The 20,985-nt window shown below is 69.4% G+C and carries 19 protein-coding genes, 1 tRNA gene and 1 riboswitch; of the genes, 12 read left to right on the forward strand and 8 right to left on the reverse strand.

Translation table 11 applies throughout. The features are described from left to right. Positions 1 to 70 precede the first annotated feature (70 nt). Positions 71 to 817: an SDR family oxidoreductase gene (locus tag GYM46_RS04315; RefSeq protein ID WP_008261197.1), complete on the forward strand. Its 747-nt coding sequence runs from the start codon at positions 71 to 73 to the stop codon at positions 815 to 817. 176 nt (positions 818 to 993) lie between these two features. Here GYM46_RS04315 and GYM46_RS04320 read toward each other — a convergent pair whose 3' ends face one another. Next, positions 994 to 1,941, reverse strand: coding sequence for an aspartyl protease family protein (locus tag GYM46_RS04320; RefSeq protein ID WP_008260791.1), 948 nt, complete (start codon positions 1,939 to 1,941; stop codon positions 994 to 996). A 188-nt stretch (positions 1,942 to 2,129) separates the two neighbouring features. Here GYM46_RS04320 and thrC point away from each other — a divergent pair, with 188 nt between their 5' ends. Then, positions 2,130 to 3,512, forward strand: a complete 1,383-nt coding sequence (thrC, locus tag GYM46_RS04325) for a threonine synthase (protein WP_008261805.1) — start codon at positions 2,130 to 2,132, stop codon at positions 3,510 to 3,512. A 182-nt stretch (positions 3,513 to 3,694) separates the two neighbouring features. Here the strand turns inward: thrC and GYM46_RS04330 are convergent, their stop codons facing one another. Beyond that, entirely contained in the window at positions 3,695 to 4,003 is a 309-nt protein-coding gene (locus GYM46_RS04330; RefSeq protein WP_008259780.1) for a CsbD family protein, read from the reverse strand. Positions 4,004 to 4,221: 218 nt separating this feature from the next. Here GYM46_RS04330 and GYM46_RS04335 point away from each other — a divergent pair, with 218 nt between their 5' ends. Both GYM46_RS04335 and GYM46_RS04340 read left to right on the forward strand, forming a co-directional pair. After that, the gene (locus GYM46_RS04335; protein WP_008263626.1) at positions 4,222 to 4,986 is read left to right on the forward strand and encodes an SDR family oxidoreductase; all 765 of its coding nucleotides are present in this window, start codon (positions 4,222 to 4,224) and stop codon (positions 4,984 to 4,986) included. Positions 4,987 to 5,155: 169 nt separating this feature from the next. After that, on the forward strand, positions 5,156 to 5,557 hold the full coding sequence (locus GYM46_RS04340; RefSeq protein WP_008264108.1) for a hypothetical protein: 402 nt from the start codon (positions 5,156 to 5,158) through the stop codon (positions 5,555 to 5,557). A 421-nt stretch (positions 5,558 to 5,978) separates the two neighbouring features. On the opposite strand, the gene thrB is transcribed toward GYM46_RS04340, so the two are convergent. Both thrB and GYM46_RS04350 read right to left on the reverse strand, forming a co-directional pair. Further along, on the reverse strand, positions 5,979 to 6,935 hold the full coding sequence (gene thrB / locus GYM46_RS04345; RefSeq protein WP_008263476.1) for a homoserine kinase: 957 nt from the start codon (positions 6,933 to 6,935) through the stop codon (positions 5,979 to 5,981). Between the two features lie 3 nt (positions 6,936 to 6,938). Then, positions 6,939 to 8,684 carry a homoserine dehydrogenase gene (locus GYM46_RS04350; protein WP_008261657.1) on the reverse strand — a complete coding sequence of 582 codons (1,746 nt, stop codon included), beginning with the start codon at positions 8,682 to 8,684 and terminating at the stop codon, positions 6,939 to 6,941. 415 nt (positions 8,685 to 9,099) lie between these two features. After that, a riboswitch (SAM riboswitch) is annotated at positions 9,100 to 9,216 on the forward strand. A gap of 80 nt (positions 9,217 to 9,296) precedes the next feature. On the opposite strand from GYM46_RS04350, the gene metX reads away from it, so the two are divergent. The 6 genes from metX to GYM46_RS04380 all read left to right on the forward strand — a co-directional run bounded on the left by metX (position 9,297) and on the right by GYM46_RS04380 (position 12,958). Beyond that, positions 9,297 to 10,337 (forward strand): homoserine O-succinyltransferase MetX, encoded by a 1,041-nt coding sequence (gene metX / locus GYM46_RS04355; protein WP_008262267.1) that lies wholly within the window; start codon positions 9,297 to 9,299, stop codon positions 10,335 to 10,337. Continuing rightward, a complete protein-coding gene (gene metB, locus GYM46_RS04360; protein WP_008259221.1) occupies positions 10,334 to 11,518 on the forward strand; it encodes a cystathionine gamma-synthase in 1,185 nt (394 codons plus the stop codon). Before metX ends, metB begins: the two co-directional genes overlap by 4 nt. Before the next feature lie 52 nt (positions 11,519 to 11,570). After that, positions 11,571 to 11,645 (forward strand) — tRNA-Glu (locus tag GYM46_RS04365). Positions 11,646 to 11,801: 156 nt separating this feature from the next. Further along, positions 11,802 to 12,059 (forward strand): type II toxin-antitoxin system Phd/YefM family antitoxin, encoded by a 258-nt coding sequence (locus tag GYM46_RS04370; RefSeq protein WP_008262511.1) that lies wholly within the window; start codon positions 11,802 to 11,804, stop codon positions 12,057 to 12,059. 7 nt (positions 12,060 to 12,066) lie between these two features. Further along, on the forward strand, positions 12,067 to 12,501 hold the full coding sequence (locus tag GYM46_RS04375; RefSeq protein ID WP_008258733.1) for a hypothetical protein: 435 nt from the start codon (positions 12,067 to 12,069) through the stop codon (positions 12,499 to 12,501). Between the two features lie 190 nt (positions 12,502 to 12,691). After that, the gene (locus tag GYM46_RS04380) at positions 12,692 to 12,958 is read left to right on the forward strand and encodes a hypothetical protein (protein WP_008262121.1); all 267 of its coding nucleotides are present in this window, start codon (positions 12,692 to 12,694) and stop codon (positions 12,956 to 12,958) included. A gap of 10 nt (positions 12,959 to 12,968) precedes the next feature. Here the strand turns inward: GYM46_RS04380 and GYM46_RS04385 are convergent, their stop codons facing one another. The 4 genes from GYM46_RS04385 to GYM46_RS04400 form a co-directional block, all read right to left on the reverse strand. Then, positions 12,969 to 13,913, reverse strand: a complete 945-nt coding sequence (locus GYM46_RS04385; RefSeq protein ID WP_008263236.1) for a hypothetical protein — start codon at positions 13,911 to 13,913, stop codon at positions 12,969 to 12,971. Between the two features lie 18 nt (positions 13,914 to 13,931). Continuing rightward, positions 13,932 to 15,092 carry a glutamine-hydrolyzing carbamoyl-phosphate synthase small subunit gene (gene carA / locus GYM46_RS04390; protein ID WP_008261405.1) on the reverse strand — a complete coding sequence of 387 codons (1,161 nt, stop codon included), beginning with the start codon at positions 15,090 to 15,092 and terminating at the stop codon, positions 13,932 to 13,934. Between the two features lie 113 nt (positions 15,093 to 15,205). Further along, positions 15,206 to 17,425, reverse strand: a complete 2,220-nt coding sequence (locus GYM46_RS04395) for a glycoside hydrolase family 3 N-terminal domain-containing protein (RefSeq protein ID WP_008260477.1) — start codon at positions 17,423 to 17,425, stop codon at positions 15,206 to 15,208. Positions 17,426 to 17,675: 250 nt separating this feature from the next. After that, a complete protein-coding gene (locus GYM46_RS04400) occupies positions 17,676 to 18,455 on the reverse strand; it encodes a ZIP family metal transporter (RefSeq protein ID WP_035310226.1) in 780 nt (259 codons plus the stop codon). A gap of 67 nt (positions 18,456 to 18,522) precedes the next feature. Between GYM46_RS04400 and proB the strand changes: the two genes are divergently transcribed. Both proB and GYM46_RS04410 read left to right on the forward strand, forming a co-directional pair. Beyond that, on the forward strand, positions 18,523 to 19,692 hold the full coding sequence (proB, locus tag GYM46_RS04405) for a glutamate 5-kinase (protein WP_008262179.1): 1,170 nt from the start codon (positions 18,523 to 18,525) through the stop codon (positions 19,690 to 19,692). After that, positions 19,689 to 20,951, forward strand: a complete 1,263-nt coding sequence (locus GYM46_RS04410; RefSeq protein WP_008263941.1) for a glutamate-5-semialdehyde dehydrogenase — start codon at positions 19,689 to 19,691, stop codon at positions 20,949 to 20,951. Before proB ends, GYM46_RS04410 begins: the two co-directional genes overlap by 4 nt. Positions 20,952 to 20,985 lie beyond the last annotated feature (34 nt).

Below are 20,985 nucleotides of genomic sequence, written 5' to 3' on the forward strand. Positions count from 1 at the left end.
GCCTACTTTCCAGTGGAGAGTGAGCGTCATAACTGAGTTTCCGCACTGACGCACCCCTGAGGAGAGCCCCATGAATATCCGCGGAAACACCATCCTGATCACCGGCGGCGGCGCCGGCATCGGCCGCGCCCTGGCCGAGGCCCTGCACGCCCGCGGCAATCAGATCATCATCACCGGCCGTCGCGAAGACGTGCTGAAGGACGTCGCCGCCGCCAACCCCGGCATGGCCTGGGCGACCCTGGACGTCGCCGACCCCGCCGCCGTCGCCGCCTTCGGCGAACAGGTGGTCAGGGATCACCCGACCCTGAACGCGGTCATCCTGAACGCCGGGATCATGAAGGTCGAGGACCTGAAGGCCCGCCCCTTCGACTTCGCCACGGTCGAGGCGACCCTCGCCACCAATCTGCTGGGCCCGATCCGCCTGACCGCCGCCCTGCTGTCCCACCTCCAGGCCCAGCCCGCCGCGACGATCATGACCGTCACCTCCGGCCTGGCCTTCATCCCCCTGGCGGCGACCCCGACCTACAACGCCACAAAGGCGGCCATCCACTCCTGGACCGAGTCCCTGCGTCATCAGCTGCGGGACACCGCCGTCGAGGTGCTGGAGCTGGCCCCGCCCGCCGTCGCCACCGACCTGATGCCGGGCCATGCCGAAAACCCCGCCTCCATGCCCCTGGCCGACTATACGGCCGAGGTCATCGGCCTGATCGAAAGCGGAGACACCCCGCGCGGCGAAATCCTGGTCGAGCGGGTCAAGCCCCTGCGCTTCGCCGAGGCGAACGGCTACGAAGCCGTGTTCGAGATGCTCAACGGCTGACGCATTCTCCCTCTCCCTCCCCCTGCGGGGGAGGGGGGCGGAGGCGGAGCCGAAGCCGGGTGGGAAGGGCCGGGCGACGCATCACAGCTTGCAAAAACAGGTGCGCCCGCGCCCTGCCGCCCCCACCCCGTCGCTGGCGCGACGCCCCTCCCCCGCAGGGGGAGGGAAAGTTCAGCTCACCGCCCCACCGTAATCTCCATCGGCCGTGACATGAACAGCCGCACCCCGCCCAGGTCCAGCGCCAGCCGCCGGTCCTCGAACGCCCCCATGCCGATCAGGGCCTTGGGAAAGCCCGGCACGGGCACGTCGTCATAGATGGCCACCTCCGCATTGCGGTACAGCTCGTCGGCGAACGTCAGTGTGCGGACCGTCACCGCCTCGGCCCGCACCACCCCGCCCAGCACCAGGCTCTGCCCCGGCCGCCGCTCACGCCCGTCCAGCAGGCCCGCCGCCTGGGCCGTCTCGCGCGTCACGGCCAGAACGGCCGAGGCGCCGGTGTCGATCACCGCCTCCACCGTCGCCCCCTCGACCGTGATCCCCGCCTGCAAGGCCTTGCCCGCCCGGGTCACGGCGACGGCGGCCATGTCCGGGGTCGGCGTCCAGACCTCGTGCTTCAGGAACCGCATCCGCCGTCGCCCGGTGTCCAGCTCCAGCACCAGTTCGCGCAGCACGTCCTGCCCCAGGATCAGCGGCGCGCCCAGCCCCTGATCGCCCGCCAGCGGCCCCAGCTCCAGAATCGCCGCCCGCAACCCGTCCAGCCTCAGCCGCCCGACCTCGACGTTCAGGGCCGCGCCCCGTCCCATCTGCGGCTCGCCCCCGACGCCGTAGGCCACCATCGGAATATTGAAGACATCGGTCAGCCCCAGGGTCTGGACCAGCGACCGGTCGATCACCGAATACTGAGCCCCGGAATCGACCAGGGCCCGCGCCGGGGTTCCGTTGACGGTCACGGCGACCGTCGGGGTGACGGCGCGGCGTGCGGCGTAATCCAGCCAGCCCGACGCGCCGTCCGCCGGAAACCCGACGCCCGGCGCCTTCCACAGCACATGGTCGCGCAGCCACCAGGCCCCGCCCACGGCGCCGGCGACCAGGCCCAGCCGGATCAGAAGATCGCGTCGTCTCATCCCCCAGACATGGACCGTCCGGCGCTCAGGCGCCAGCGGGGACGATGGTCGCAGGGGCGCGCCCGAGCGCCCAGGCGGCATGAATTTGTCGCACGGGCGCATCTTCGCCGCCCACCCGACAATTTCCTCCCCCGAACGACCAGAAACCGGGTGACGACGCCGCCCTGGCTGGGTACGACCACACCACCATGAGCACCTCCAGCGCCCGTTACGTCTCCACCCGCGGTCAGGCCCCCGAGACCGACTTCGCCGACGCCCTGCTGCGCGGCATCGCCCCCGACGGGGGCCTCTATATGCCGGCCGCCTGGCCGACGTTGTCACCCTCGGCCTGGGATGCGACCGCCGACTACAAGTCCATCGCCCTGGCCGCCGTCGCACCCTTCATCGGCGACGCCCTGCCCGCCGGCGCGCTCGACCGCGCCCTGGACCGCCTGGCCGCCGGCTTCGCCCACCCGGCCGTCACCCCCCTGGTCGAGCTGGAGCCCGGCCTGTTCGTGCTGGAACTGTTCCACGGCCCCACCGCCGCCTTCAAGGACCTGGCGATGCAGCTGGTCGCCGCCCTGACGGACGAGGCCCTGGCCGCCTCGGGCGAGCGTCTGACCATCCTCACCGCCACCTCGGGCGACACCGGCGCCGCCGCCGTCCGCGCCTTCGCCGGCGCCCAGTCGGTCGATCTGGTCGTGCTCCATCCGCTGGATCGCGTCTCGCCGGTGCAGCGCAAGCAGATGACGACGGTTCAGGCCGACAATGTGCTGAACCTGGCCGTGCGTGGCGACTTCGACGACTGCCAGCGCCTGGTGAAGGGCCTGCTGGCCGAGGAGTCCCTGCGCGAACGCGGCCGTCTGTCCTCGGTCAATTCGATCAACTGGGCCCGGCTGGCCGGCCAGATCCCCTATTATGTCTCGGCCACGGCCCAGCTGGGCGGCCCGGCCACCTTCGTCGTCCCCACCGGCAATTTCGGCGACGCCTTCGCCGGCATCGCCGCCACGAAAATGGGTCTGCCGTGCAACGGCTTCGTCGCCGCGGTGAACCAGAACGACGCCCTGGCCCGCGCCATCAATGACGGCATTTACTCACGCCGTCCGGCGGTCGAAAGCGGCAGCGTCTCCATGGACGTCCAGGCCCCGTCAAACTTCGAACGCCTGGTCTATGAGGCCACCGGCCGCGACGGCGACCGCACCCGCGTGGTGTTCGAAACCTTCGCCCGCGACGGCGCCGTCGCCTTCGATCCCGACCTGCTGGCCGCCCTGCGCGCCGCCGTCTCGGCCGTCTCGGTCGATGAGATGGAAACCCGCGCCGAGATCGCTCACGCCTATGAGACCTGGGGCCGCGTCGTCTGCCCGCATACGGCTGTTGCGCTGGCCGCCGCCCGCCGCGTCGATCGCTCGACCGGCCCGGTCGTCGCCCTGTCCACCGCCCACCCGTCCAAGTTCGGCGCCTTCGTCTCCGCCGTCCTCGGCTTCGAACCCGAACCCGCGCCCGTCATCGCCGCCCTGGGCGACCAGGCCGAACGGATGACGATCATCGACGGCACGATGGACGCGGCCCTGGCCGCGGTCCGCGCGCGCTGACCCATAAATCTCCCTCCCCCGCGGGGGAGGGGCGTCGCGCAGCGACGGGGTGGGGGCGGCAGGGCGACAACGCACCGCCCCAATCTAACAGATATCTGTGGGCCCTTGCCTTGCCCGCCCCACCCGGCTCCGCGTCGCTTCGCCCCCCTCCCCCGCAGGGGGGAGGGAGAGCGTTTTATTACCTACCGCCGCCGCGTCAGCATCCCGAGCAGCATCAGGCCGACGCCCGCCACCGACAGGGTCGTCACCAGCGGCCGCTTGCGCGCTTCGCCGGCCACGGCCCGCGCCTTGTCGCGATAATCGACCGGGGTCTTCTCGACCAGCCGATCCACCGCGTCCATCGCCTTGCCGAAGGTGTCCAGCGACCGGCCCTTGGCGTCCTCGAACGCCCCCTCGACCTGCAGCTTCTGGTCGCCGACCAGCTTGCCGAAACCCTTTTTAGTCTTACCGGTCGCCTCATACGCGGTGCCCTCGATCCGTTCGTCGGTCATATTGAAATCTCGTCCTCGGGGAGCGCGACCCTCATGGCCGCGTAACCAAGAAAATCCCGGAACCCGCTTCCGTTCCAGCGACAAGGCGGCGCAGGCGCGGCTGTTCGGCTTTTCGATCCGACAGCCGGTTCCCGCCAGCCTTCGCCAGGCGCTCGGGGCAAAATCCAGCTGACCCGACGACTGCGGGGGGCAGCCTTCATTTGCAAAGAGAATTCTCCATGTATCAGCTCAAAGACAAAGTCGCCGTCGTGACGGGCGCCAGTTCGGGCATAGGTCACGCCGCCGCCCGACTGTTCGCCGCGCTCGGCGCCAAGCTCGTGGTCTCCGGCCGTCGTGACGCCGAACTCGCCGACCTGGTCACGATGATCGAGGCCGTAGGCGGCGAAGCGGTCTCGGTCGTCGGCGACGTCCGTGACGAAGCGACGGCCGTCGCCATGGTCCAGACGGCAAAGAACCGGTTCGGCGGCCTGGACATCGCCTTCAATAACGCGGGGATCCTCTCCGAGATGGCGCCGACGCCGGACCTGTCCGTCTCCGGCTGGCGCGACGCTCTCGACGTCAACCTGACCGGCGCCTTTCTGTGCGCCAAGCATCAGATTCCCGCCATGCAGGCGCGCGGCGGCGGTTCGATCATCTTCACCTCGACCTTCGTCGGCCACACCGTCGGATTTCCGGGCATGGCGGCCTATGCCGCCTCCAAGGCCGGACTGATCGGTCTGACCCAGGTCGTCGCAACCGAATTCGGTGCGCAGAAGATCCGCGCCAACGCCCTTGTTTGTGGCGGCGCAGACACCCCGATGGGCCGCAGCGTTGCCGACACACCCGCAGCCCTCGACTTCATATCTGGGCTCTACGCCCTCAAACGGATCGCCCAACCCGAAGAAATCGCTCGCGCGGCCGCCTTCCTCGCCTCCGACGCCTCCAGTTTCATGACCGGAACGGCGACCCTGGTGGACGGCGGCGTGTCGATTTGCCGGACCTGATCGGGCCCGTGTTGATCGCCTCTCCCCGTCAAGGGGAGGGGTTGCGCCCGCAGCGAAGCGGGTGGGGCCCGACGCGAGGCCGGGCCGCCAAAGTTCATCGAACTTGTCAAATCCGGAAGATCGGACAACATGCAAAGCCGCCTGTTCGCGGCGATCAGGAACCTTGGCCATGTTGTTCCCCGCCGCCGTAGCGGCCTTCATATCTGTTCAGGCCGCGCCTTCTGCGGCTGAGATTCTTCAAGGTCTCGACCTGACGTCCTTCCGGAACTCGACGGGCCCATCCCGAGCGGAAGGCCTGCGACGTCCCGCCGACTGGTCCTTCTCGAATCTGACGGTGGAAGACGATGTCGCCAGCTTGCAGCGGACGGGCAACAGATGGCGGCTCGGCCTGAAAATACTGCGATCCACGCCCGACGGCGTCGTTGCCTGCTTCTATGATCAGGCGCTGAATAGCGGGAGCTACAGGACTCAGAAAGCCCTGTTGATCGTCCGGGACGATCTGGGCGGCTATCGCGTCCAGGACCAGGACATTGTCGACCCCGCCTGCCTGCCCAATCCCGGACAAGGGTGACCCTCTTCCAAGGTCTCCTTCCGACCTCGTGGGGAGGTGGCGCGAGCCTCGTCGGCGCCGTGACGGAGGGGTTCTGAACTCGGATTCGGTGGCGCGGAAAGAGCCCCTTCACCCCCTCGGGGCCCCTCCCCACAAGCGGGGAGGAGACAGATTGAAGTCGAAGCGTGAGCAGGACCGGAGCTGTCAGCTATCCCAATTCCGCGACCACACTGTGCGCATTTTCAGCGCCCTGGCGCCTGAAACAGGCTTCAACCTAACGCCCTTCAAAACCGTGCCATACTCCTCGCACGGTCTTTGAGAACTGAACCCCAGCCGCCCCGGCGAAACTGCACTTTGCACATTGCACCGTCTTTTCCGCCCGGTGCAATTTCACCGCCGCGCGAAACACTGGACGAAAATAGACTCCATTTTTTGAGTCTAATCAGGCCGTCTCCAGCGCCCGCCAGTGGTCCATGCGACGCAGGAAGACCGCCGGGTCCTTGGGCGTGACCAGTTTGGAGGGGTCGTGGAAGATGCGATCGTGCAGGCGGGTGACGGTGAACCTCAGGGCCGCCGCCTCGCCCAGTCGCGGCAGGGCCGCGCGCTCGGCCTCGCTCAGCGGCCGCACCGCCTCATAGCCGCGCTGGAAGGCGGCCAGGGCGTCGGGCATCGGTCGGCCCTCAGCGTCGAAGCCCCAGGCCGACAGGGCGATGGCCAGGTCGTAAACCAGGGGGCCGGTGCAGCCGAAATAGAAGTCGATCACCGCCGACACCGCCCCCTCTTCGAACAGGATGTTGTCGGGGAAATAGTCGGCATGGATCGGCCCGACGGGCAGATCATCCGTAAACGGATCATCCAGCCGCGCCAGCGCCGCCTCGACCTGGTCCAGCAGCGCCCGGTCCTCGCCCGAGGCCCCCGCCGCGCACCGGTCCGCCAGCCGTCGCCACATGGCCGGACCAACCGGGTTCTCCCGCCGCCCGGCGAACCCGGCCGCCGTCTGGTGCAGCCGCGCCAGCACCGCCCCCGCCGCCGCCTGATCGGCTTCCGACGGGTGGAGCAGCCAGGCGCCGGTCTTCCATTCTATCACCGCCGCCGCCCGGCCGTTCAGCCGCCCCAGCCAGCCGCCCGACCGGTCCTCGATCGGGGTCGGACAAGGAAAGCCCCGCCCCGCCAGATGGGCCGTCAGCCCAAGGCAAAACGGCAGCGACGCCTCGTCCGTCCGCGCCTCGAACAGGGTCAGGACGAACCGCCGGCGGGCTGCCCCCTGCCGGGTCTCCAGCCGGTAATTGGTGTTCTCCACCCCCTCGGCGATGGCGGTCAGTTCGACCACCTCGCCCAGGTCGTAGCCGGCCAGGAACCGCCGGGCCTCGTCCAGCGAAACGGGGGTGAAGACGGCCATGGCCTAGTTCAGGCCCGCGTCGGCGCGGCGGGCGCGCACGATCTCGGCCAGATCGGCCATGATGCTCTCGGTCGTGGACCAGCGGCCGGCGCCCCGGCCCCGGCAACGCCACACCCGACCGTCGGCGCCGTAAACCTTCAGCGCATTGCCCTCGCCGCGCAGGCTGGAGAACAGCGGGTCGCCGTGTTCGCCCGTCAGCCTGACCGACGGCGCGATGACCCCGTCCTTCAGATGGGCGGCGCCGATCTGGCGCACCCCGCCGTCGGCCGATGTAGCCTCGGACAGATGGTCGCGCGGCACCTCGCCCTCGGGCGAACGGCCGAAGGCCTCGTGGCACAGCAGCCGCACCTTGGCGGCGGCGTCCAGACCCTCCAGGTCCGCCGACGGATCCTCCTCGGCGAAGCCCGCCGCCCGGGCGTCGGCCAGGGCCTCGGCGAAGGCCGCGCCGTCGCCCAACCGCTCCAGCATGAAGTTGACCGTGCCGTTCAGCACCGCCTCGAACCCGACCACCTCGCCGGCCGCGCGGGCCGCCCGCACCGTCTCGATCATCGGCGCGCCGCCCCCGACCGAGGCCGACCAGAAGATCCGCCGGCCATGGGCCTTGGCCAGGTCCTGCAGGCCGCCGGGATCGCGGCTGACCGCCTGTTTGTTGGCGCTGGCAACGTCGCAACCGGCCTCCAGCGCGGCGCGGATGACCGCATGGCCTGCCTCGCCTTCCGACAGGGCCTCCAGCACGATGTCGGGCTTCTTGGTCCAGAGGACGGCCGGATCGGCGGTGAACAGGGACTGGGGACAGGCGACGTCGCGGACCTTCTTCGGATCGCGCACCAGCACCCCGACCACGTCATAGCGTGGGTCGCTGAGCAGCCGGGCCAGGACCCCGCCGCCCACCACGCCGCAGCCGGCGACCGCCACCTTCAGCGGCGGCAGGGCCGGGGCCGGTCCGGGCGGGGCCGACTTCTTGCCGATGACCGTGCCGTCGGCCCGATCCAGAGCCGCGACCTCGATCTCCACGCCCCGGCTCTCGCCCAGGTCGATGGCGTCGTGCTGAACCAGGGCGCCGCCCAGCTTGCGCGCCACGTCCCAGGACGCCCGGCGATAGCGCAGGGCCGGGGCCGTCCGGTCGTTCGGATCATGGTCGTAAAGGCCGTCGACATCCTTCACCAGACGCACCTTCTTCAGGCCCAGTTCGGCCGCGAGGAAGACCGCCGTCAGGTCCGACCCGCCCCGCCCAAGCAGGGCGATCCGCCCGTCCGGCCGCACGGCGCCGAAGCCGGGCACCACCACCACCTCGTGCCGGTCCAGCGCCTGTTTCAGATGGTCGGGCCGCAGGCCGCAGGGGCGCGAATGCTCCGGCTCGCCCTCGGCGACGATGCCCAGTTCCCGCACTGACAGGGCGCAGGCGTCCAGGCCGATCCGGTCGCAGGCGATGGCCACCAGGGCCGCCGACTTCTCCTCCCCCAGGGCCACATAGCCGGGCAGCAGGTCGTTGGAATGGGCCAGGCCCAGCGCTCGCGCCTCGCCCAGCATCTGGTCCGTCGCCCCGCCGAAGGCCGAGACCACCGCCACCACCTTCCGCCCCGCCCGCACATGGCCATAGACGGCCGAGGCCACCAGCGGCGCCTCCGCCGGGCTGCGCAGGATCGACGACCCGAACTTCAGCACCACCACTTCGGCGGCGGCTGCGGCGGGCCGACTGCTGGGATCGGGGTTCTCGGATTTCTCTACGACGGCGAGGGAGGCGGACATTGGGGTTTCTCGGGAATGTTCGGAAGGGGTGGGGTGAATAGAAAAACCCCGCCAGGCGGACCGGGCGGGGTTCGGGTTCTGCGGTTGCCGGGGTTCGGCGCGCTAAACTCGTCCCGCCCGTGAGGGCATGGTGATGGTGGTGGTTCCGCCGGTGGTAATCATGCCGAAGCCCGTCGCGGCGAGGCCGGCGACGGTCGAAAGTTCGGCGATGAGGAAGCACTGTTGCACAGGGCGGGTCCGGTTGAAATCTGCGCCTAGGGTGGTCGGAGCGCCCCCACACTGTCAAGTCGCATTGGATGATTTTTTCACGACAGACGGTTTTTGGTCCGATTCAAGCCCGGTATCCGCAACGGTCGTCGCGGCCAGGGTCGAATTTTTCGCTTGACCGGCGCCATGGGTTTCATCAACGTAAAGTCACTCATCAAGACCGGCTGAGGGATTAGGCCCTTTGACGCCGGGGCAACCATCGGGTTTCACCACCCGAAACGGTGCCAACTCCTGCGGGGTCCTTCGGGGTCGCGAGAGATGAGTGGAGCATCGGTCGAGTCGACGCTCCACGATCTGTCACCGCATCGAGCCTTGCTGAGGCGAGACCGATGCGGAAGACGATTGATGACCCTGGCTGAAACATCCCTGCTTGAAGAGCCCGCCTGTCGGCCCGCGCCCTCGGCTGCGCCCGTTCGTGAACGCGGCGGCGCCCGCGACGTCATCGTCTCCATTCCCGCCGACTTCCGCCTGGCCTCGGGCGAAAAACTGAGCCAGCCCAATATCGTGGGCCGCATCCACGGCCGCGCCGGCGCCCCCGTCGTCGTCGTCGCCGGCGGCATCTCGGCCGGCCGTTTCGTGCACCGCACCGAGACCAACGGCCTGGGCTGGTGGTCGGGCGCCGTGTCGGTGCGCGGCCCCATCGACCTGTCCCGCCTCCAGGTGCTGGCCGTCGATTTCGCGCCCGGCGCCGAGTTCTCCGACACCCCCGTCACCATCACCACCCACGACCAGGCCCGCCTGCTGGCCCTGGTGCTGAACCACCTGAAGGTCGAGCGGGTCGCCGCCTTCGTCGGCTGTTCCTACGGCGGCATGGTCGGCCTGGCCTTCGCCGAACTGTATCCCGACTGGGCCGAGCAACTGATCGTGGTCTCGGCCGCCCACCGCGCCCATCCGCAGGCCACCGCCTGGCGCGGCATCCAGCGCCGCATCCTTCAGTTCGCCGTCGCCGCCGGCCGGCCGGAAGAGGGCGTGGCCCTGGCCCGCGAACTGGCTATGACCACCTATCGCACGGCGGAAGAGTTCAACGACCGGTTCGAGACCACCGCCCCAGACGCCGTCGGCGGCGCCTATCCCGTCTGCGACTATCTGACGGCGCGGGGCCAGGCCTACCGCACCCACACCACCCCGGCCCGCTGGCTGTCGATGTCCGATTCCCTGGACCGCCACAGCGTGACGCCGGAAGCCATCTCCACCCCCGTCACCCTGATCGGCTTCACCTCCGACCGGCTGGTGCCGATCGACGACATCCGCGAACTGGCCGCGCGGTTGCCGACCCTGTGGCGCTTCGTCGAGGCGCCCTCCCTGTATGGCCACGACGCCTTTCTGAAGGAGGACGCCTTCGTCGGCGACATCCTCCGCGCCGCTTTCAAGGACATCAAAGCATGACCGCCCGCCGCCCTGCCGACCCGCACACCATCGCCGCCCGCACGGGCGTGGATACGGACACGGCCCACGGCGCGGTCATGCCGCCGCTCTATCTGTCGTCCAACTATTCCTTCGCCGGTTTCGAGCAGAAGCGGAAATACGACTACAGCCGCTCGGGCAATCCGACCCGCGACGTCCTGGCCGAGACCCTGGCCGAGCTGGAAAGCGGCGCCGGTTGCGTCATCACCGCCACCGGCATGGCGGCGGTCGATCTGCCCCTGGCCCTGCTGGAGCCGGGCGACCTGCTGATCGCGCCGCACGACTGTTACGGCGGCACCTGCCGCCTGCTGAACGCCCGCGCCAGGAAGGGCCATTTCGACCTGCTGCTGGTCGATCAGGGCGATCCCGTCGCCTTCGAGGCCGCCCTGGCGCTGAAGCCCAAACTGGTCCTGGTCGAGACCCCGTCCAACCCCCTGCTGCGGCTGGTGGACGTGGCCGAGATCTGCGCCCGCGCCCATGCGGCCGGGGCCAAGGTGGTGTGCGACAACACCTTCCTGTCGCCGGCGCTGCAGAACCCGATCAAGCTGGGCGCCGACTTCGTCGTTCACTCGACGACCAAGTTCATCAACGGCCATTCCGACGTGGTCGGCGGCGCCGTGATCTCGGCCGACGCCGAGGATCATCAGACCCTGGCCTGGTGGGCCAACTGCACCGGCGTGACCGGCTCGCCCTTCGACGCCTATCTGACCCTGCGCGGGGTGCGGACCCTGTTCGCCCGGATCGAGCGGCAGCAGGCCACGGCGGGCAAGATCGCCGAACGGCTGGCCGCCCACCCGGCGGTCAAGGTCGTCCACTATCCCGGCCTGGCGTCCCACCCCAACCACGCCCTGGTCGCCGCACAACAGGCCGGACCGGGCGCCATGCTCAGCTTCGAGCTGGAAGGCGGGACCGAGGCCGTGCGCGACCTGGTCGAGGCGCTGGAGATCTTCACCCTGGCGGAATCCCTCGGCGGGGTCGAAAGCCTGATCGCCCACCCCGCCACCATGACCCACGCCGCCATGACGCCCGAACAGCGCGCCACCGCCGGCATAAGCGACGGCCTGGTGCGGCTGTCGGTCGGGCTGGAGCATGTCGAGGACCTGATCGCCGACCTGTTTCCGGCCCTGGACGCCGTCATCCCGGCGAAGGCGCAGGCCGCCTGATTTTTTGCTTGCAGAGGGGGCCGAACCGGGGCAAATGCGCCGCCCCGGCCGCGGTCCCTTCGTCTATCGGTTAGGACGTCAGGTTTTCAACCTGAAAAGAGGGGTTCGACTCCCCTAGGGACTGCCACCGGGTTTCAAGGCGTTTGCAGGCGAGTGCGCCGCCGCCCTCTTGCCTACCAACATATCAAAACGGCGAAGCTAGACCGCGCTGCTCAGTCAAGATTTGCCATTATCAGCAAAATAGCTAATATCGGGACATCTCAGCCGCCCCCAGGAGGAATTCGTGCGAGAAGTCAGTGCGACGGAATTCCAGACGCGGGCGGGGCTCTATATTGAGCAATCCGGCAAGGAGCCGGTGCTCATCACCAAGCATCGCCGCCCCGCGCGGGTGCTGCTCGATATCGAAGAATATGAGCGGCTGAAGGCGCGCGACACGCGCCAGGCCTATGCGACGCAAGACCTTCCTGACGAATGGGCCGCAGCCCTTGAGGCGGCGGACTACGGCGAGGCCGATCCGAAGCTTGAGACCCTGATCAAATAGACCGCGCGTGAAAAAGCCGGATCCGACCGTCGGCCTGGTGATCCGCTACGACTTCCTGTGGTCGCACGAGCGCGAGAAGGGCTATGCGGACGGCGCCAAGACCCGGCCCTGCGTGATCGTCACCGCCGTCCTTCGCAAGGCGAAGGGCGGTACGGACATTCTGGTCGCGCCGATCACCCATTCCCCGCCGATGGCCGGCACGGTCGCCATCGAGATCCCGCACAGGGTTGGGCAGCACCTCGGCCTGGAGGACGCGCGCAGCTATATCATCGCCAGCGAAGCCAACAGCGTCTCATGGGACGATCCCGGCATTGTTCCCGTAAAGCCGGGCGTACAGTGGGCTTACGGCCTCATACCCAAGGGCCTGTACGACAGGCTTCGCGCGACGATGCTGGACCTTGTCCGGCAGCGGAAACTCAAGGCGGCGGATCGCAAGGCGTGACAGCCCGACCCGGCATTCCTCCGACCACGGTTAATCAATCCACAACCCCTTTGACCGGATTGAGGCAGCAAGCCTTTCGATTCACGGACCTTTTTTCGGACACGCTCGGGAACTATCCACAGCGACTGCGGTTCATCCACGGTCGCCTGGTGCAGAAGCGCCCCCTCTCCCCATCCCCCAAGAGTGGTTCATGTTCATCGCCATCGCCCGTCCGGCGGTAGAGCCCCAAGGCCCCGATCTCGTCGCTGTCCCCGGCTCTTCCGCCATCCCCGAACCGACGCCCCGCGCCCTGCACGCACGCCTTCTGGAAAACGCCGCCCTGAGACGGATGCGCGGCCAGGAACGCCGCCGCGAGCAAAGGCTAGACGACGCCGACTACTGGCTGCACGCCGCCCCCATGGCGGTGCAGAAAGCCAGCGCCCTGCGCGAGGACAAGAGTTTCGCGCCCCTTCCCTAGATAGAAAACCCTAGCGTAGTTCCGGCGTCCGCCGCCGCAGCGAGGCCGTCAGCTTGGCCAGCTTCTGGCCGGCAGACTTGGGCCGGACCCGTTTGCGGTGTTCCAGTCCGCCGCCCCAGCGGTCGTGAACGGCCGTGTCCAGGTGGGGATGGCGGTCGTGCTGGTGGACGATGGGGCTGGTCGTCCCGTCCGGATTGACCACCTGTCCGTCGCGGAAGCTCAGAGCATCGCCGGGCGTCAGGCCCAGGGTGGCCACGCGGCCGTAGTTGGCCCGGAGGGTCGCGGCCGTAAGACCCTGATGGATCGCCATGTTGAAGGCCGCCTGATCGACGCCGAAGGCCCCGCCGATCTCGGAGCGGGGCGTGGCGGCCAATGACAGGATCAGCCGCGACAGACGCGCGACCTCGGCCCGCGGCCCGAGCACCGTCCCGACGCACAGACAGGGTTTGTCGCCCAGTTGCGCGGCCTGGGCCTCGCCGAACAGGGCGCGCAGATATTTCATGTTGAAGCCGTGGTCGGCCAGGGGCGTCTCGGCCTCGATGAAGGCCTCCAGTCCGTGCGGCGCGGGCGAAAAGGGCGCGGCCTGGAAGATGACGTCGCGCACGTCGCAGGCCAGGCCCGCGCCGGGCCGGTCGCCCAGCAGGCCGGCGAAGGCGACGAACCTCTGCATCACCGGATGGGGCGCCCAGCCCCGCCAGACCGGCGCATCGACGGCGGTCACGTCATTCTGGATCAGGAAGGCGCGCAGGTCGGGGTCGGCGTCGACCACCAGGGCGACCGGGCCGTCGAACACCGCCCGCAGCGACAGGACGAAGGGGGCGATGTCGGCGGCGTCATAGCCGGTCGCGTAACCGACCACCGCGTCCCCGTCAGGCAGGGGTTCGGTCCCGCGTCCGACCTCCAGCGCCTGGGCCAGCCAGTCCAGATAGTTCGACCGGACAGCCCCCCGTCTCATGACATCAGCTTCATGGCGTCAACGCGGGCCCATCAGGTCGGCGAACCGATCAAACAGATACAGGCTGTCGGCCGGCCCGGGCGAAGCCTCGGGGTGGTGCTGAACGCTGAAGATCGGCTTGTCCTTGACCGCGATGCCGCAGTTGGTGCCGTCGAACAGGCTGACGTGGGTTTCGGTCACGGCGTCCGGCAGGCTGTCGCGATCGACGGTGAAGCCGTGGTTCATCGACACGATCTCGACCTTGCCGGTGGTCAGATCCTTGACCGGATGGTTGGCGCCGTGGTGGCCCTGTTCCATCTTCACCGTCCTGGCGCCCAGGGCCAGGGCCAGCATCTGGTGGCCCAGGCAGATGCCCATCAGGGGCTTGCCGCTGGCGACCAGTTTCTGGATTTCAGGCACCGCGTATTCGCCGGTCGCGGCCGGATCGCCCGGGCCGTTCGACAGGACGACGCCGTCGGGATTGCGGGCCAGAACCTCTTCGGCCGTGGTCGTCGCCGGGACCACGGTGATCTTCGCGCCGGTCGAGGCCAGGGCGCGCAGGATGTTGCGCTTCACCCCATAGTCGATGACGACCACCTGCTTGCGGCCTTGCGTCTTCGGGTGGCCCTCCGGCCATTCCCACAGCCCCTCGTCCCATTCGAACGCCTGCAGCGTCGAGGCGGGCTTGGCCAGGTCCAGACCGACCAGGCCGGTCCAGGCGCGGGCCTGCGCCACCAGGGCGTCGAGGTCGAACTGGCCGTCCGGATTATGGGCGATGACCGCGTGGGGGGCGCCCTTGTCGCGGATGATCTTGGTCAGGGCGCGGGTGTCCACGCCGGCCAGGCCGACGACGCCGCGCCGTTTCATCCAGTCGTCGAAACTCGCGTCCGATCTATAGTTGGCCGGATCGGTCGGCACGTCGCGGAAGATCGCGCCCCGCGCCGAGGTGTCCGAACCGCCGCCCATCTGCTCGATGTCTTCGACGTTCGTCCCCGTATTGCCGACATGGGGGAAGGTGAAGGCCAGGATCTGGCTCATGTAGGACGGGTCGGTCAGGATTTCCTGATAGCCGGTCATGGCGGTGTTGAAGACCACCTCGCCCAGGGCCGATCCGACCGCTCCGACGCCGATTCCCTGCAGGACCGTGCCGTCGGCGAGCGCGAGGACGCCTGTCGCGCCCGGAAGAATCTTGATCGTCATGGGCGCGCTCCTACACACGAATCCGGCCTAAACGGAGGCCCCAGACCGCTGGACTAAACAAACGGCGGGGTCGTTAAGCCCTGCCGTGCGCCGGGTCAACGACCATCCGCATTCTACGCCGGGCCGACCAGACGGAACTGGGCCGCCGAACCGCCCTGGGCATGGGGCGCCAGCCAGAGATCGAACAGGCCCGGCTCAATCCGATACGTATTGTCCTCGCCGATGAAGCCCAGCTGGCGGGCGTTCAGGGTGAAGCGCACCGTCTCGCTCTGGCCCGGCCGCAGCGTCACCCGCTTGAAGTCCTTCAGCAGCCGCCCCGGCTGGGTCAGGCTGGCGACCCGGTCGTGGATATAGAGCTGGACCAGCTCCTCGGCGACATGGGCGCCCTGGTTGGTGACGGTCACGGCCACGTCCAGCGTCCCGGCCCAGGCCAGTTGATCGCTCGCCATTTCGACGGGACCATAGGCGACCTCGCCATAGGTCAGGCCGTAGCCGAACGGATACAGGGCCGTATTGGTCGTCTCGCGATAGCGGGCCTTGTATTCCTCGATCGGCAGGTCCGGATTGGCCGGGCGGCCGGTGTTCTTGTGGTCGTAGGAGTAAGGCTGCTGGCCCGACTTGTGCGGGAAGCTGACCGGCAGGCGGGCCGAGGGGCCGTGTTCGCCGAAGACGACGTCGGCGACGGCGTTGCCCATCTGCTCACCCAGGAACCAGGTGACGACGATGGCCTGGGCGTTCTTGACATTGCCCTCCAGCGCCAGGGCCCGGCCGTTGCGCAGCAGGATGACCATGGGCTTGCCCGTGGCGGCCATGGCGTCGACCAGGGCCTGTTGCGGGGCCGGGACGACGATCTCGGTGCGCGACTGGGCCTCGCCCGACATCTTCTGGCTCTCGCCGATGGCCAGGACGATGACGTCGGCGTTGGCGGCCGCACGGACGGCCTCTTCGATCCCGCCGTCCAGCGGGGTCTCGACGCCCGAGCCGCGCGCGACGGTCAGGGCTTGCGGATCGGTCATGGCGGCGCGGAAGCCGGCTTCCAGCGAGACGCGGCGTTCGGGCGCGCCCCAGATGGTCCACGGCCCCCAGACATTGTCCACGTCGTCGGCGAACGGGCCGACCAGGGCGATCTTCTGGCTCTTGTTCAGCGGCAACAGCTGATTGTCGTTCTTCAGCAGGACCACCGACTTGCGGCCCGCCTCGCGCGACAGGGCGATGTGTTCGCGCGACCCCACCACGGCCTTTTCACGCACCGGATCCGTGCCGCGATAAGGATCGTCGAACAGGCCCAGGGCCGCCTTGGTGGTCAGGAGACGGCGCACCGCCTCGTCCAGCCGGGCCATCGACACCTCGCCGCTGGCCACCAGGCTGGGCAGGTGTTCCAGATACAGGCCCGAGACCATGGACACGTCCACCCCGGCGTTGAAGGCGAGGCGGGCGGCGTCGCGGCCGTCCTCGGCGAAGCCGTGGGCGACCAGTTCCTGTTCGGAGGTGTAGTCGGAGACCACGAAGCCCTCAAAACCCCATTCGCCGCGCAGGATGTCGGTCAGCAGCTTGCGGCTGCCCGAGGCGGGCACGCCATTGACGTCGTTGAAGGCGCTCATGATCGACAGGGCGCCGGCGTCCACCGCCGCCTTGAACGGCGGCAGATAGACCCCGCGCAGCGTCTGTTCGCTCATGTCGGTGGTGTTGTATTCGACCCCGCCGATGGCGCCCGAATAGGCGGCCATGTGTTTGGCGGTGGCCAGGACGGCGTCACGGTCGTCCAGTCCCTTGTCGCCCTGGAAGCCGCGCACCCGGGCGGCGGCCAGCAGGTTGTTCAGCAGCACGTCCTCGCCGGCGCCTTCGACATTGCGGCCCCAGCGCTGGTCGCGGGCCACATCCACCATGGGGGCGTAGGTCTGGTGCACGGCCGAGGCGGCCGTCTCGACCGCAGCGGCGCGGGCGGTGCGATAGGCCAGATGGGTGTCGAAGGCCGCGGCCTCGGCCAGGGGCACGGGGAAGATGGTGGACAGGCCGTGGATCACGTCCGCCGCGAACAGCAGCGGGATCTTCAGCCGGCTTTCCTCCATCGCCACCTGCTGGATGCGGCGGCCGGTCTCGGCGCCGATGCCGTTGAACAGGCTGCCGACCTTGCCTTCGCGGATCAGGGCGGTGACGCGCGCGGGGTCCCCCGTGCCGTCCAGCGGATTGACCGCCGTGGGCATCCAGCGGAACGGGTCGGCGAGCAGGTTCAACTGGCCCGCCTTCTCCTCCACGGTCATGGCCGCAATCAGATCTTCGATCCGCTGGCGATGACGCTGAACGGCGCGGGCGGTTTCGGCGGTAGCAGGCATGGGGAAGACTCCGGCGCCCATCAGGGCGAGAAGCCCGAGGCCAGACAAGAAGTTTCGACGGGAAGCCGAAGGTTTTACAGGTCGCGTCTTCATGGGGCGCTCCTTCGGAAGGTCGGGCGGAAGATCGGCGGCGAGATCGTGCGGATCAGGCCGGGGAGGCATGTGGCCTAACCTCTGGCGCATGCCCCCGTCCAGACCCGCGCCGGATGTAAATGATGTAACTGACACGTCGGCGACCACCGCGCGCCCGTCAACCCAGGGCGATATCCAGGAACATCATGCCCACCAGGCCGATCATCAGACCGATCATCGAGCCGTCCCCCTTGGACTGTTCGCGGGTCTGGGGAATGATCTCGGCGGTGACGACATAGATCATGGCGCCGGCCGCCAGGCCCAGGCCCCACGGCAGGGCGCCGGGCGACGCCCCCACCACGCCGGCCCCGATCAGACCGCCGACCGGTTCGACCAGACCCGACGCCAGCGCGGCCAGGAAGGCGGCGCCGCGACCATAGCCCAGCGAGGCCATGGCGGCCGAGACGGCCAGGCCTTCGGGCATGTTCTGGATGCCGATGCCCAGGGCAGTGGCCAGGCCCTGGTGCATGTCGCCGCCGCCGAAACTGACGCCGACGGCCGCGCCTTCGGGGAAGTTGTGCAGGGTGATGGCGATGATGAACAGCCAGATGCGACGGGCGAGATGCTTGGACTGGGCCGGACCGATGGCCAGCATGTCCACGGGCGCGAACCGGTTCATCAGGCCGATCACCGTGGCCCCGATCAGCACCGCCGCCGCCATGGTCCCCGCCGCCCAGCCCTGGGACGCGCCCCCGGCCTGGAGCACGTCGACGCCCGGAATGATCAGCGAGAAGAAGGAGGCCGCCAGCATCACCCCGGCGGCGAAGCCCAGCAGGACGCTCTGGGTCTGTTGTCCCGGCCGTTTGACGAACAGCATGGGCGCCGCGCCGACCGCCGTCATCATGCCCGCCGCCAGACTGCCCAGGGCGCCGGCCGCGATCGGGGAAAGGGATTCCATCATCCGCCTGCTGTGGCGGTGGATACGGCAAGAGACAAGCCCGAACAGTCGCGTTAGAGAAACCTTCATGTCCCAGGCCGCCGCCCTCCCCCCGCGCCCAGACTCCGCCACCAGCGCCGCGTCGGCCCTGAAAGCGGCGCGGCGCATCGTGGTCAAGATCGGATCCTCGCTGCTGATCGACACCGAAACGCGGCGGCCGACGCGCGACTGGCTGGCGGCCGTGGCGTCGGATCTGGCCGCGCTGAAGGCCGAGGGGCGCGAGGTCATCGTGGTCTCGTCCGGCTCCATCGCCCTGGGGCGGGGGCGTCTGCCGAAACTGGGCGCGCGGCTGGAGGACAAGCAGGCGGCGGCCTCGGTCGGGCAGTCGCTGCTGATGGCCGCCTGGTCCGAGGCCCTGGCGCCCCACGACCTGGTGGTCGGCCAGGTGCTGCTGACGCGCGACGACACCGAACGGCGCCGCCGCTGGCTGAACGCCCGCGCCACGGTCGAGGCCCTGCTGGGCCACGGGGTCATCCCCGTCGTCAACGAGAACGACACCGTCGCCACCGAAGAGATCCGCTATGGCGACAACGACCGGCTGGCGGCGCGGACGGCCCAGCTGGCGCGGGCGGATCTGCTGATCCTGCTGTCGGACGTGGACGGCCTCTACACCGCCGATCCGCGCCGAGATCCGAGCGCCGCCCACCTGCCCCTGATCGAGACCCTGAGCCCGGACATCCTGGCCATGGGCGGCGGCGCCAACACCCAGGCGGGGGTCGGCACCGGCGGCATGGCGACCAAGCTGGCGGCGGCCCAGATCGCCCGTTCGGCCGGTTGCGCCACCATCATCGCCTCGGGCCAGACCCTGTCGCCGCTCAGCGCCGTCCGGGCGGGCGCCCGCGCCACCCTGATCGCCGCGCCCGACGGCCCCATGGCCGCCTACAAACAGTGGATCGCCGGCAGTCTGTCGCCGGCGGGATCCCTGACGCTGGACGGGGGCGCCGTGACCGCGCTGAAAGCGGGCAAGAGCCTGCTGCCCGCCGGGGTCACGGCCGTGAGCGGCGATTTCGAAAAGGGCGACTGCGTGCGCCTGACCGACGCCGAGGGCCGGGCCGTGGGCGTGGGCCTGGCCGCCTACGCCGCCGACGAGGCCGCCCGCATCCGGGGCCGCCGCTCGGACGAGATCGAGGCCATCCTCGGCTATCGCGGCGCCTCGGTTCTGATCCACCGCGACGACATGGTTCTGGACGACCGATGACCGATCTTGAGACCCGAATGATGGACCTGGGCCAGCGCGCCCGCGCCGCCGCCGTCGCCCTGCGTGAAGCGCCGGCCGCCGCCCGCACCCGCGCGCTGGAGGTGCTGGCGCAAAAGCTGACGGCGGCCGAGGCCCAGATTCTGGCCGCCAACGCCCAGGACGTGGACGCCGCCCGCGCCAATGGCATGAGCGAGGCCCTGATCGACCGGCTGGCCCTGACGCCGGCCCGCGTCGCCGGCATGGCCCAGGCCGTGGCCACCATCGCCGCCGTGGCCGATCCCCTGGGCGTCGAGACCGAACGCTGGACCCCGGCCAACGGCCTGGACATCGCCCGCGTCCGCACCCCTATCGGCGTGCTGGGCGTCATCTATGAGAGCCGACCCAATGTCACCGCCGACGCGGCCGCCCTGTGCATCCGTTCGGGCAATGCGGCCATCCTGCGCTGCGGCTCGGACTGTCTGCAGTCGTCGCTGGCCATCGCGGGCCTGATCGCTGAAGCCCTGCACGAAGCCGGCCTGCCCGCCGATGCGGTGCAGCTGGTGGACACGCCCGACCGCGCGGCGGTGGGGCTGATGCTGACCGGGCTGGACGGCGCCATCGACGTGATCATCCCGCGCGGGGGCAAGAGCCTGGTCGCGCGGGTCCAAGCCGAGGCCCGGGTGGCGGTGCTCAGCCATCTGGAAGGGCTGAACCACACCTATCTGCACGAAGCCGCCGATCTGGAGGTCGCGCGCGCCGTGGTGGTGAACGCCAAGATGCGGCGGGTGTCGGTCTGCGGCGCGACCGAGACCCTGCTGGTGGATCGGGCGGCGGCGGAACGTCTGCTGCCGCCAGTCGCCGCCGACCTGATCGCCGCCGGATGCGAACTGCGCGGCGACGCCGAGGCTTGCGCCCTGGCCCCCGCCATGACCCCGGCGACGGAGGCCGACTGGACCACCGAATATCTGGCGCCCATCCTGGCGGTGCGGATCGTCGATGATCTGGACGCCGCCACCGACCATATCGCCCGCTACGGCTCGGGCCACACCGAGGCGATCCTCACGACGGACGCCGACGCCGCCGAACGGTTCGCGGCGCGGGTGGACAGCGCCATCGTCCTGATCAACGCCTCGACCCAGTTCGCCGACGGGGGCGAGTTCGGCTTCGGCGGCGAGATCGGCATCTCCACCGCCCGCCTGCACGCCCGCGGCCCAGTAGGGGCCGAACAGCTGACCACCTACAAATACGTCGTGCGCGGCCAGGGCCAGATCAGACCCTGATCTTCTCCCTCCCCGTCCGGGGAGGGTGGCTGAG

It is taken from the genome of Brevundimonas mediterranea, assembly GCF_011064825.1.
GTDB lineage: Bacteria > Pseudomonadota > Alphaproteobacteria > Caulobacterales > Caulobacteraceae > Brevundimonas > Brevundimonas mediterranea_A.